The sequence below is a fragment of the Mesorhizobium sp. PAMC28654 genome, assembly GCF_020616515.1.
Taxonomy (GTDB): Bacteria; Pseudomonadota; Alphaproteobacteria; order Rhizobiales; family Rhizobiaceae; genus Mesorhizobium.
On record NZ_CP085135.1, the window covers coordinates 1688832 to 1701897 of the forward strand.

The following is a 13066-nucleotide window of genomic DNA, read 5'->3' on the forward strand; positions in this document are numbered from 1 at the left end:
TCGCAGCCGATTTATGACAATCAACGATTTCAGGATGTAAAGCCGTGGTGAAGGTTATCGCCAGTTCGCTCCGCAAAGGCAATGTCGTCGACAGGGATGGCAAGCTTTATGTGATCCTCTTTGCCGAAAACATCCACCCAGGCAAGGGCACGCCGGTAACGCAGCTGGATATGCGCCGCATTGGCGATGGGGTGAAGGTTTCGGAACGCTACCGCACCACCGAGCAGGTGGAGCGTGCCTATGTGGAAGAGCGCGAGCACACGTTCCTCTACCACGACAGCGAAGGCTTTCATTTCATGAACCCGGAAAGCTACGATCAGGTGGCGGTGTCGGAAGCCGTGGTCGGCGACATGGCGCCCTACCTCCTGGAAGGCATGGCCGTGCAGGTGTCACAGTTCAATGGCATTGCCATTTCATTGGTGCTGCCGCAGCGCGCTACCTTCGAAGTGGTGGAAACCGAGCCGACGACCAAGGGACAGACGGCTTCGTCGTCCTACAAGCCGGCTGTGCTTTCCAACGGCGTGCGCACGCTGGTGCCGCCGCACATCGCTCCCGGCACCCGCGTGGTGGTGATGACCGCCGACGGCGCCTATGTCGAGCGCGCGAAGGACTGAGGTCCTTCGTAGCTGCCGCCGGCCGATGGTCCGCGGCAGACTGACCTGAGGTGACGAAATCGCCTCATTGCCGGCTGAAGCGTTTTCAATTGCTCTTGATGGCCAAAGCCCCTCAACTCGCCGCCTGACATCAACCTCGGCGGGGCAGGCATGCGAACGACGGCCAGAGTACGCAGGGTGCGCGACGGCAGGCTGGAATTTTCCAAGGAGTGGTTGCAGCTCCGCAATCCGCATGCGCCCATCGAGGTGCTGACCGAGGAACAGGTCGAAACCATCCACGACGCATCGATGTCGGTGCTCGAAGATGTCGGCATGCGCATCCAGGACGAAGAGACGCGCAACTTCTTCGCCAGCGCCGGCTTCTCCGTCGACCATGCCACCGAACTGGTGGTCTTCGATCGCGAGGGGCTGCTGGCACTGGTTGCCAAGGCGCCACCGGTCGTCACGGTGCGTGGCCGCGATCCGGCCAAAAAGCTTTTCATGGGCCAAGGCCAGGTCGCCTTCACTGCGGTCAGCGGCCCGCCCTTCGTTTCCGATCTCGATCATGGTCGTCGCGCCGGCACGTTTAGGGATCAGGAAAATTTCCTGAAGATGACGCATATGACAGACGTGCTGCAGATCGAAGGCGGCACCAGTGTCGAAGCCCAGGACCTGCCGGCCGACACACGCTATCTCGACTTCTACCTTGCCTGCTGCAAGATTTCGGACAAGCCGTGGAAACCGCTGACGATCGGCCGCCATCGCGCCCGCGATGCCATTGAAATGGCCAAGATCTGGTATGGCGAGGACGAGGACAGCCTCGCCGCCAACCCGGTGTTCTTCGTCAATACCAACACCAACACGCCGCTGGTTCTCGACGGCGAGATCGCGCAAGGCGTCATCGAATATGCGCGGCTGGGTCAGGTCGTCTGCGTGACACCTTTCGGTCTGGCCGGCGCCATGGCACCTGCGACGGTTGCCGGTGCGCTGGTCATGCAGAATGCCGAAACGCTCGCGTGTTGCGCGCTGACCCAGATCATCCGCCCGGGTTGCCCCTACATCTATGGCGGCTTCATCTGCAACGCTGACATGAAGACGGGGTCGCCGGCTTTCGGCACGCCCGAATTCACGCTCGGCGCGCAGGCCACTGGCCAGATGGCGCGCCGCTACGGCCTGCCGTGGCGCTCGTCCAACGTGAACGCCTCGAATGCTCCCGACGCACAGGCGGCGTACGAATCCATGATGTCGCTGTGGGGCGCGCTGACCGGCCATGCCAGCGTGTTCAACCATGGCGCTGGCTGGCTGGAGGGCGGCCTGGTTGGTTCCTACGAGAAGTTCATCCTCGACATCGAGATGGTCCGCATGATGTGCGCCTGGATGACGCCGCTCACGGTCAACGCCGACACGATCGGACTGGATTCGATCAAGGAAGTCGGCCCCGGCGGCCACTTCTTCGGCACCGCTCATACGCTCGCCCGCTACGAAAACGCCTTCTACAAGCCGCTGGTTTCCGACTGGTCGAATTTCGAGAACTGGCAGGACAAGGGCAGCCCCGACGCCGCGCGCCGCGCCAATGGTATCTGGAAACAGATGGTCAACGAATATGAAGCACCAGCCATCGACCCGGCGGTGATCGAGCAGCTCGAGGACTACGTCGCACGGCGAAAGATCGAGATCGAAGCCCTGCGCTAGATGCTGCTTCAAGCCTTCTGCAAACAACGAAGAATGGAATTCCGACGGAATGGATACACATGCCCGCGTGGTGGTGATCGGCGGTGGGATAACCGGCTGCGCCATCCTCTATCATCTGGCCAAGAAGGGCTGGAAGGATGTGGTGCTGCTGGAGCGCTCGGAATTGACGTCCGGCTCGACCTGGCACGCCGCCGGCAATCTGTTCTCGCTGACCAGGCCGTCCAACGCCCAGCGGCTGCAGGTCTATACGATCAATCTCTATCCTGAGATCGAACGGGAAAGCGGCCAGGCCGTCGGCTATCACCCAACCGGCGGCATGCATCTGGCGGCCTCGAACGACGAGGTCACCACGCTCGCCATTGCCCGGGCGCGCGCACGGCGTAATGGCGTCGAGGCGGAGTGGATCAGCTTCGAGGAAGCTAGGGAGCGTGCGCCGGTGCTGGACACCAGGAGCCTCAAGGCGGTGCTTTGGGAACCGATCAAGGGCCATGTCGATCCGTCCTCGGCGACCAACGCGTTTGCCGCAGCCGCGCGCAAGCTCGGCGCGAAGATCCATCGCCATACGCCGGTGACCGCGACGACGCCACGCGCCGACGGTGGTTGGGATGTCGAGACGCCTGGCGGCACCATCCATGCCGAATTCGTCGTCAACGCCGCCGGCCTATGGGCGCGCGAGGTCGGCGCGCTGGCGGGGATAAAACTGCCACTGCTGCCGGTCGAACATCATTATCTGGTGACCGAGGCGATCCCCGAGATCGAGGCGATGGACCACGAACTGCCGACCATCGGGGAAAGTGAAGCCGGCTACTATTCGCGCCAGGAGGGCAAGGGAATCCTGCTCGGCGCTTATGAGAGCACTTGCCATCACTGGGCCTTCGACGGCACGCCGCTTGATTTCGGCCATGAGTTGCTGCCCAACGACCTGGCCCGCATGGACCGTAATTTCGAGGTGGCGATGGACCGCATGCCCTGCCTCGGCGAAGCCGGCATCAAGCGCGTCATCAACGGGCCGATGATCTTCTCGCCCGACCTTGGACCTTTGCTCGGACCACATCCGGAGCTGAAGAATTATTTCTGCGCCTGCGGCGTGATGAGCGGCTTGAACCAGGGCGCCGGCATCGGCAAGGTGATCTCGGAATGGATCGTCGACGGTGAGCCGGAGATGGACGTGAATTTCTGGGATGTTGCCCGATTCGGCCGCTGGGCCGGCAAGCGCTTCACCTTCGAGCGAACCAGATATTATTACGAGAACCGCCAGGAACGCCCCTACCCGCATCTAGAATGCGCTGCCGGCCGGCCGCTGCGAACATTCCCGGCTTACGCCGCGCAGAAGGCCAAGGGCGCTGTCTTCGGCTTCAGCAATGGCTGGGAGCAGCCGCTGTGGTTTGCGCGGCCTGGCGACGAACAGCGCGACATCTTCGGCTATGCCCGCCAGAATTGGTGGAAGACCGTCGGCGAGGAATGCAAGGCGGTGCGAAGCGCTGCCGGCCTGTTCGAGATATCGACCTTCGCCAAATACCGGATTTCTGGCGACGCCGCATCCGGCTGGCTGAAATGGGTGCTGGCGGGGCGGATCCCCGAGCGATCCGGCGCTGTCTCGCTGTCGCCGATGCTGTCGGAAAAAGGCCGGCTGATCGGCGACCTGACCGTCTCGAGGCTCGATGACGGCAGCTATCTGCTGCTCGGGGCCGGCACCATGCAGGGCCAGCACATGCGCTGGTTCGATGCGCACAAGACACCAGGTATCACCGTCGAGAACCTGTCCGACAGTTGGAGCGGGCTGATGCTGGCTGGGCCGAACGCGCGAAAAATCCTGGCCAGCGTGACGTATGGTGACGTCTCCGGCGAGGCGTTTCCGTTTCTGTCGGTCAGACGCATGGAGATCGAGGGAGCGACCGACGCCATTGTGCTCAGGGTCTCTTTTTCGGGCGAGCTCGGCTATGAAATCTACACTCCAGCCATGTATCAGGCTGGCCTCTACGACGCACTGTTGCGCGCAGGCGCCGATCTCGGCCTGGTGCCTGCCGGCAGCAGGGCGCTGGCCAGCCTGCGGGTCGAAAAGGCCTTCAAGAGCTGGGGCCTTGATCTGGCTCCGGACTACACCGTCATGGAGACGGGCATGGACCGTTTCGTGGACTGGAAACGCTCCGGCTTCATCGGCGAACAGGCGGCGCGCGAGCATAGCGCTCAAGGCGCCACCGAGCGCTTCGTCACGCTGGCCGTCGACGCTGACGATGCCGATTGCAGCGGCGGCGAGCCGGTATTCCTAGATGATGTCTATGTCGGCTATGTCACGTCAGGCGCCTATGGCTATGCCGTCAACCAAAGCCTGGCGCTCGGCTATCTCAAATCGCATGTCGCCGAGACCGGCTCAGGCTTCGAGGTCGAGATCAACGGCAAGCGCCGTGCGGCGTCCATTTCGGATGGGCCACGCTACGACCCGCAAGGGTTGCGCATGCGGATGTGAGGGCGCCCGACCGAGTCGGGATGGACAGGCTCTGGCCCGACAAAACCCAAATCTTCCACCACCTCGTGAAAACCCCTATAGGTGCCGCGTCGGAGCAGTTGGTTCCGGCGCGTGGAGGAGCTTCCAAGAATGGCAAGGCGGTTACCTCCCTTTGCCGCGTTGCGGGCCTTCGAGGCGGCCGCGCGGGCTGGCAGCCTGGCCGACGCCGCCGAGGAGTTGCTGATTTCGAGCTCCGCTGTCAGCCATCAGATCAAATCGCTGGAGACCTTTGTCAGCGCCAAGCTTTTCCTGCGCGAGCAGACGGGGCTGAAACTCACGGAGATCGGTGAGAAATATCTTGAGGGGTTGGGCGATGCGCTGGACCGCATCGAGGCGAGCACGCTGTCGGTGATGCAGGACACCAAGAATGGCGGCCTGACCATTCATCTTTTCCAGTCACTGGCTCAGATGTGGCTGATCCCGCAACTCGACGATTTCCTGTCATCCAATCCCGAGATCACCGTCAAGCTGATCACCAAGCCGGACGACATCGAATTCTCAGGTTCCAGCATCGACATCGACATCCGCTACGCCATGACGGCGCCGTCGGAACACATGTGCGAAAAGCTGATCGACGAGGTCATCGCGCCCGTCGTGTCACCGGACTATCTGCGCCACAATGGTCCGATCGAGACCCCGGAGGATTTGCTCGGGCGGCGGCTCATCGGCTGCGAATACGTGCCGCACGAGTGGGATTTCTGGTTCGATAAAATGGGTGTTCGGGGCGCGAACCAGGTGCCGAAGCTGATGTTCGATTCCCGCTCCCACGCCTTGCTTGCCGCCAGCGAGGGCATGGGGGTGGCGATGAACCGACGGCCCTATGGCGATACCTTGTTGAAACGAGGCTCGCTGATCGCGCCCTTCGCTGAAGAAGTACCAACCGGCGGCGCCTACTACTTCATCGCGCCCAAACGCTCGGCGGGGCTCGCCCGCGTCAAACATTTCAAGGCTTGGCTGTTGTCGCTCAGCACCGGTCTTCGCAGCGACTGACGGGCTTTTGCCGCCGGCCCGAAATCAATTCATCAGCGCCGAAATTTTATTCGATTGAGACGCTTCGACTGCGCCCCTACGGTCGCACGAAAAGCGGGGCGATCTTGCGAAACGGCGGTCAGATTCTCATAAGCGCACTGTTGCAAAACAGCTGCAAGGCCGTCTTCGGCGTGCCCGGTGAAAGCTATCTGACCGCGCTCGACGCGCTGTGGGAGCAGGCCAACGTCATCCGCTATATCACCTGTCGGCAAGAAGGCGGCGCCTGCTTCATGGCGGCGGCCTACGCCGATGCAACCGGCGACCCCGGCGTCTGTTTCGTCACCCGCGGTGCGGGCGCGATGAACGCCGCGATCGGCCTGCATACGGCCTATCAGGGCTCGACGCCGCTCATCCTACTGATTGGTCAGATTGCATCCGCGCATCGTGATCGGGAAGCCTTCCAGGAACTCGACTATCGCCGCGTTTTCGGCCCGATGAGCAAATGGGTGGCGGAAATCGATCGCCCGTCGCGCATTCCCGAATATGTCAACCGGGCGTGGCGAACCGCGGTCTCCGGCCGCCCCGGCCCGGTGGTGCTGGTGTTGCCGGAAGATGTGCTCAAGGCGGAAAGCGACACGCCCGACCTGAAACCGGCAATGGTAACACCTGTCGCACCATTGGCCTCCGACATGGCGGGGATCGAAGCCATGCTGGCGCGCTCGAAGCGGCCATTGCTACTGCTTGGCGGCGCCAACTGGACGCCAGCCGGCCACGACGCCATCATCCAGGCTTCGGAAAGTCTCGGGCTTCCCGTCGCCGTCGGCTTCCGCCGCCAAGGCCTGTTTCCCAACGACCATCCGAACTATATCGGCAATCTTGGTTTCGGCGGCGCGCCGATGCCCAACGACTATTGCCGCGAGGCCGATCTCATCCTTGCCGTCGGCAGCCGTCTCGGTGACGGCACGACGCTGAAGTTCTCACTGATCCCGGCGCCGACCCCACACTGCCCATTGGTGCATGTGCATCCGGGCGCGGAGGAGCTTGGCCGGCTTTATCAAGCCGACCTTCTGGTACAGGCCGATCCCAGCGCGTTTGCAATCGCCCTTGCCGGTTTGGCCTCGCCCGGTCGCAATCCAAGACGCGCCGCGGTTTGCGCCTCGGCACGCCGGCGCTACCTTGCCATGCTCGACCTTGCAGCGCAGCCGGGCCCTGTCGATATGGGCGTGGTGATGCGCTTCCTCAGCCAGCGGCTGCCGGCTGATTCCTTCATGACCACCGGTGCCGGCAATGCCTCCGACTGGCCCAACATCCATTTCCGCTATCGGCGGTTTCGCGGCGCGCTGGCGCCGGTCTGCGGCGCCATGGGTTTTGGCGTTCCCGCGGCGGTTGCCGCAAAGATCGCCGACCCCGACGCGCCCGCCATCTACATCGGTGGCGACGGTGATTTCCTTATGAACGGCCAGGAATTCGCGACCGCCGTCCAGTACGGCCTCGACCCGATCTTCATCGTCGTCGACAACCAATCCTATGGCACCATCCGGATGCACCAGGAACGCGCTTTTCCGGGCCGCAATTCCGGCACCGGTCTTACCAATCCCGACTTCGCCACCGTGGCGGTCGGCTACGGCGGCCATGGCGAGACGGTGGAGACGACCGACGATTTCGCGCCGGCCTTCGAACGCGCGCTGGCGAGCGGCAAGGCCGCGGTGATCCACGTCAAGGTTGGCGTGGAGCATCTTGGGCCCAACATGACCGTATCGCCTTGACTGACCGACGAACGCCCAAACGGCGTCTGTCCTATTGAGATTGCAGGGAGGTTTTCGAGATGATCCGGTTTTCCGACTTTGCCCACAGCCTGACCTATGACGCTATTCCCGAAGAGGTGCGCTCCATCCTCAGACGCAGTTTTGCCGACATTCTGGGCGTGGCGGCGGTCGGTTCGACGACTGAGATGTCATCGATCACCAGGAAGATCGCAGACCGGCTGTGGCGTTCGTCGCCCGAAATCGGCGCTGCGCGGATGATCTTCGACGGGCGTCCAGTCAGCCCGGCCGGGGCCGCGTTCGCCGGCGCCTTCACCATCGACTCCATCGACGGACACGACTCCACCAGCCCTTGCAAAGGCCACGCGGGTTCGGCGGTGTTTCCCGCACTGCTCGGCATCGCCGACTCGCTGCGCGCCACCGGGCAACCGCTTTCCGGCAAGGAGTTCATGGTCGCGCTGGCCGTCGCCTACGAGATCTCCTATCGCGCCGGCCTGACCTTGCATGGCACCGTGCCGGACTACCACACCTCCGGAGCCTGGACCGCGGTCGGTGTCGCCGCCGGTGTTTCGCGGCTGCTGGGGCTGAGCCAGGAACAGACGCGCCATGCCGCGGGCATTGCCGAATATCACGGTCCGCGCAGCCAGATGATGCGTTGCATCGATTTCCCGACCATGCTGCGTGACGGCGTTGGCTGGGGCGCGCCATCGGGGGTGATGGCCGCCTATATGGCCGAGCTCGGCTTCACCGGCGCGCCTGCGATCACTGCCGAGGGGGACGCGGCCGAACCCTGGTGGCGCGATCTCGGACAGGCCTGGCGCATCGTCGAGGATACCTCCTACAAACCCTATCCTGTCTGCCGCTGGGCACATCCATCGATCGATGCCGTCCGCGACCTGATGCGTGACAACAAGCTTTCCAGCAAGGATGTCACGCGGGTGCGCATCCAGACCTTCCACTATGCGGTGCGGCTTGCCGGCCACAATCCGAAGACGCTAGACGAGATGACCTATTCGATCGCGTTTCCTGTGGCGACGATGATCGTGCGGGGCAAGATCGGACCGCTTGAACTTCTGCCAGAGGTCCTGGATGACGCGGAGATCCGCCGCATTTCCAACGCCACGGAGCTGGTCGAGACCGAGCACTACACCCGCATCAGCGTCGGCAAGCGCTGGGCCGACGTTACCCTCTATCTCAAGGACGGGCGCGAGATCATGTCGGAGCCGCGCACGCCGAAAGGCGACCGCGACAATCCGATGAACGCGGACGAGTTTCATCAGAAATATGCCACCTTCACCGACGGCCTCATCAACAAGGCGCGCGCCGACGAGATGGAGGCGATGGCGCTCTCGTTCGACGCGCTGGACAGCAACGGGTTTAGCCGGCTTATCGATCTGGCGGTCGCGCCACTCGACCGCTGACACGTGCCACAGCGCAGGCGAATGCCACCAAGGACATGGACGGAATTATTCTCAGTCAGCGCTGAATCCTTTTCGATCCCATACTTCCGGCCAATGTCTACGATGAGTCAACAGAGCCGCTGAAAGCAACAGCGCGTCAGGGATTGAAACCGGTGGGAGAACGCAATGACAATGTCCAAGAACGATGGCGGCCGCATTCCCGATTTCGTCGGAGCGATGGCCGAGAGCGCCAGGGCAGGCGCGGTGGACCGCCGTGAGTTTCTGGCGATCGCCAGCGCTTTCGGCGCGACGACGGCTGCGGCCTACGCAATGCTGGGTCTCGCTGCACCGACCATGGCGCATGCCGAGGAACCAAAGAAAGGTGGCATTCTGAAAGTCGCGACGAGCGTCAAGGAACAGAAGGATCCACGGACCTACGACTGGTCCGAAATGGCCAATGTCACCCGCCAGACGCTCGAGCCCCTGGTCAAATACACCAACGAATTCACCTTCAAGCCGATCCTGCTCGAAGGCTGGGACATCAACGACGACGCCACGGAATACACGCTGAAAGTGCGGCAGGGCGTCAAATGGAACAATGGCGACGATTTCAGCGCTGACGACGTGGTTTTCAACCTGACGCGCTGGTGCGACAAGTCAGCCGCGGGCAATTCGATGGCGGCGCGCATGGGCACGTTGATCGATGCCAAGACGGGCAAGCTGCTCGCTGGCGCGATCACCAAGGTCGATGACTTCACCATCAAGCTGAAGCTGCCGGCCTCCGACATCTCGATCATCGCCGGCTTCTCCGATTATCCGGCTCTGATCGTGCATCGCGATTACGAGAAGATGGGCAGCAATTTCGTCGCCCATCCGATCGGCACCGGACCGTTCGAGCTGGTCTCCTACGATGTCGGCTCGAAGGTCGTGCTGAAGCGCCGCGTCAACGGCAAATGGTGGGGCGGCGAAGCCCATCTCGACGGCATCGAATTCATCGACTACGGCACCGAAGCCAACGCGATGATCAGCGCGTTCGAATCCGGCGAGGTCAACACCAACTACGAGACCACGGCTGATTATGTCGGCATCCTCGACAAGATGGGACTGGTCAAGCACGAGGTGGTCACCGCCAACACCATCGTGGCGCGCACCAACGTCAACAACAAGCCTTATGACGATCAGAAAGTGCGCCAGGCCATCCAGCTTGCCGTCGACAATGCGACGGTTCTCAAGCTCGGCTATGGCGATGCCGGCACGCTGGGCGAAAATCATCACGTCTGCGCCATCCATCCCGAATATGCCGCGCTGCCGAAAGTGTCCCGCGACATCGCCAAGGCCAAGGCATTGATGACCGAGGCTGGTCATATGGACTTCGAACATGAATTGATCGGGCTCGACCAGGACTGGCACAAGAACACCGCCGATTCGATCGCGGCCCAGATCCGCGAGGCCGGCTTCAAGGTCAAGCGCACCGTCCTGCCGGGCTCCACCTTCTGGAACGACTGGACGAAATATCCGTTCTCGATGACCAACTGGAATATGCGCCCGCTCGGTGTGCAGGTCATCGCGCTGGCCTATCGCACCGGCGAATCGTGGAACGAATCCGCCTATTCCAACAAGGAACTCGATGAGAAGATCGGCAAGGCGCTGACCGTCGCCGATGTCGACAAGCGCCGCGACCTCATGGTCGATATCGAGAAGACCCTTCAAGAGTCCGGGGTCATCATCCAGCCCTATTGGCGCAAGATCTACAATCACTCGACGAAGTCGGTGAAGAACTATGGCATCCACCCGACCTTCGAACAGAATTTCGAAAATGTCTGGCTCGACGAAAACGCCTGAGCGAGAAGATGCGACGGTCGGGATACGGCACGCCCGTCTTCCGACCTGATTTTTCAAGTCACCTCGGGTGACCCACAGCTATCGAGGGACAGCTCAACCGGCGACGCGCTTGCCGCGCTTGCCCTTGCCGGCACGCGCCTCCACCGCCTTTTCGATCTGCCGCTTCAGCTCGTCCTTGATATCCGCCGTCTCACTCATCAGGGCGTCGACCTTCATGAAGTCGAGCACACGGTATTTCGAGACCGCCGGGCGGATCAATATGTCCGGCTGACGCTGCTTCAGCTTGTTGGCGATGATCGACTGCATCAGCAGTTGCGTGGCGCCGAACATCAGGTCGACCGACGTCGGCTGCTTGTGCTCGACCTCCTCGGGCGCGCCGACCACATCGACTGCGATGATGATGTCAGCGTCGTTCTCGATCAGGTCGAAAGGCACGGGATTGTAGATGCCGCCGTCGATCAGCAGCCTTCCGTCGCGCATCACCGGGCGAAACACCGCCGGTATCGCGGCCGAGGCGGCAAGCGCTGAATGCAGATCGCCGTCGCTGATCACAGCGAGCTTGTGGCCGAAATAGTCCGTCGCCGTCACCTTCAGCGGGATTTTCAGCTCGGCAAAGGTTTCGGGAACCGCTTCGGGCAGGAAGGCCTTGAGAATGCGCTCGACATTGAACTGGCTGACCCTCAGCCCGCCCTGCATCGCCTCGGCGAAGGTTTCCGGCCGAGCCCGCCACATGCGGCTGGCCACCTCGGTGCGCCGGCCAAGGATCGAGCGGGCATAATCGTGGATCTCCTTGCCGGTCATGCCCGACGCCATGCCGGCGCCCATGATGGCGCCGATCGACGAACCGGCTATCGCCACCGGTTTTATCCCCAGTTCGTCCAAAGCCTCGATGACGTGGATATGCGCCAGTCCGCGCGCGCCGCCGCCGCCGAAGGCGATGCCGAAACTAGCCTCCATTGGCAACCTCGCCGAGCTTCGGCCCGACGACCATGATAGCCGGTTCCGTGGAGAGCAGCTTCTTGGCCGCGGCCTTGACCTGATCGAGCGTCACACCGTTGATGTAGGCCGTCCGCCGCTGCATGTAATCGATGCCGAGCTTGTCAACCTGCAGCTCAACCAGGGTCGCGGCGATGGCGCTGGAGGAATTCAGATTGTTGATGGCGTAGGCGCCGATCATGTATTTCTTGGTCGCCGCGAGTTCCTCCTCGGTCGGACCTTCCTCAGCCATGCGCCTCACAACATCGCGGACGATGCCTAGTGTCTGCGCCGCCCGGTCCGAGCGCGTCGCGGTGGTGATGATCAGCGCGTTGGCGTGTTCCTGGTTGATCAGCGACGAGTTGACGCTATAGGCCAGACCGCGCTTTTCGCGCACCTCGCTGAACAGGCGCGAGGTGAAGGTGCCACCGCCGAGGATTTCGTTCATCAAGGCAGCCGCGAAGAAATCCGGAGCATCCCGCTTCACTCCCGGATAGGCGAGTTGCAGCGAGGTCTGCGGCAGCGCGTAGTTGACCTCGACATGCTGCGCCAGCTTTGGCTCGATATCGGCCACCGGCTTGAGCAGCTGCTTTTCCGGCAGGTCACCGAACAGCAGGTCGAGTTTTTGCTTTAGCGTTTCGGCGTCGATGGCGCCGACCACCGCGACACGCAGGCCGCCGCGGGCGAAATTCGCCTTGTGGAAGGCGCGCAAATCATCCTGGGTGATCGTGGCGATGCTCTGCCTGGTGCCTTGATCCGATCGCGCATAGGGATGGTTGCCATAGATGGCTTCGGCCCATTTGGTCTGGGCAATCGTGTCAGGGTCATTTTCACCGGCGATGATGCCAGACAGGATCTGCGAGCGGATGCGGTCGATCGGCGCCTGGTCGAAACGCGGTTGCGTGACCGCCAGCCGCAAGAGCTCGAATGCCTCGTCCTTGCGCTCGGCCAGCATGCGCATCGACCCGTACGTGCCGTCACGCCGCTCGTCGAAACTCATTTCCGCGCCGACGTCGTCAAGGCGGATCTGGAAAGTCTCGCTGTCGAGATCGCCGGCCCCCTCGTCGAACAGTCCGGTCATCAGATTGGCAAGCCCCTCCTTGCCCGGCGGATCCTGCGTCGAGCCACCGTCGAAGACGAAGCGTATGGCGATGATCGGCACCGAATAATCTTCCACAAGCCAGGCATCGACGCCCTTCGACGACTTCACATCCTGGATGGCCACGCTGGCGCGCGCGGTGACCGCCGGCAAGATCAGGAACAACACCGACAGGAACAGGACCGCGATGTGCAGACGGAAGCGAATGGTGCCGAGCCGCGTCATCA

Annotated in this window: 9 protein-coding genes; 7 read left to right on the plus strand and 2 right to left on the minus strand. The window is 62.4% G+C overall.

What is annotated here, in order from left to right; translation table 11 throughout:
• Nucleotides 1-44: 44 nt before the first annotated feature.
• The 7 genes from efp (at nt 45) to LGH82_RS08690 (ending at nt 10765) form a co-directional block, all read left to right on the plus strand.
• Entirely contained in the window at nt 45-614 is a 570-nt protein-coding gene (efp, locus tag LGH82_RS08660; RefSeq protein WP_227348117.1) for an elongation factor P, read from the plus strand.
• A gap of 150 nt (nt 615-764) precedes the next feature.
• Nucleotides 765-2285, plus strand: coding sequence for a trimethylamine methyltransferase family protein (locus LGH82_RS08665; protein WP_227348118.1), 1521 nt, complete (start codon nt 765-767; stop codon nt 2283-2285).
• A 49-nt stretch (nt 2286-2334) separates the two neighbouring features.
• Nucleotides 2335-4752, plus strand: a complete 2418-nt coding sequence (locus tag LGH82_RS08670; protein WP_227348119.1) for a GcvT family protein — start codon at nt 2335-2337, stop codon at nt 4750-4752.
• Between the two features lie 129 nt (nt 4753-4881).
• Nucleotides 4882-5781 (plus strand): LysR substrate-binding domain-containing protein, encoded by a 900-nt coding sequence (locus LGH82_RS08675; RefSeq protein ID WP_227348120.1) that lies wholly within the window; start codon nt 4882-4884, stop codon nt 5779-5781.
• A gap of 68 nt (nt 5782-5849) precedes the next feature.
• Nucleotides 5850-7526: a thiamine pyrophosphate-dependent enzyme gene (locus tag LGH82_RS08680; protein ID WP_413771463.1), complete on the plus strand. Its 1677-nt coding sequence runs from the start codon at nt 5850-5852 to the stop codon at nt 7524-7526.
• Between the two features lie 59 nt (nt 7527-7585).
• Nucleotides 7586-8944 carry an MmgE/PrpD family protein gene (locus LGH82_RS08685; protein WP_227348121.1) on the plus strand — a complete coding sequence of 453 codons (1359 nt, stop codon included), beginning with the start codon at nt 7586-7588 and terminating at the stop codon, nt 8942-8944.
• A gap of 165 nt (nt 8945-9109) precedes the next feature.
• The gene (locus tag LGH82_RS08690) at nt 9110-10765 is read left to right on the plus strand and encodes an ABC transporter substrate-binding protein (RefSeq protein WP_227348122.1); all 1656 of its coding nucleotides are present in this window, start codon (nt 9110-9112) and stop codon (nt 10763-10765) included.
• Between the two features lie 93 nt (nt 10766-10858).
• On the opposite strand, the gene LGH82_RS08695 is transcribed toward LGH82_RS08690, so the two are convergent.
• Together LGH82_RS08695 and LGH82_RS08700 are read right to left on the minus strand one after the other, a co-directional pair.
• Nucleotides 10859-11722, minus strand: coding sequence for a patatin-like phospholipase family protein (locus LGH82_RS08695; protein WP_227348123.1), 864 nt, complete (start codon nt 11720-11722; stop codon nt 10859-10861).
• Nucleotides 11712-13064 (minus strand): M16 family metallopeptidase, encoded by a 1353-nt coding sequence (locus LGH82_RS08700; RefSeq protein WP_227348124.1) that lies wholly within the window; start codon nt 13062-13064, stop codon nt 11712-11714. The genes LGH82_RS08695 and LGH82_RS08700 overlap by 11 nt, the downstream gene beginning before the upstream one ends.
• Between the last annotated feature and the right edge of the window lie 2 nt (nt 13065-13066).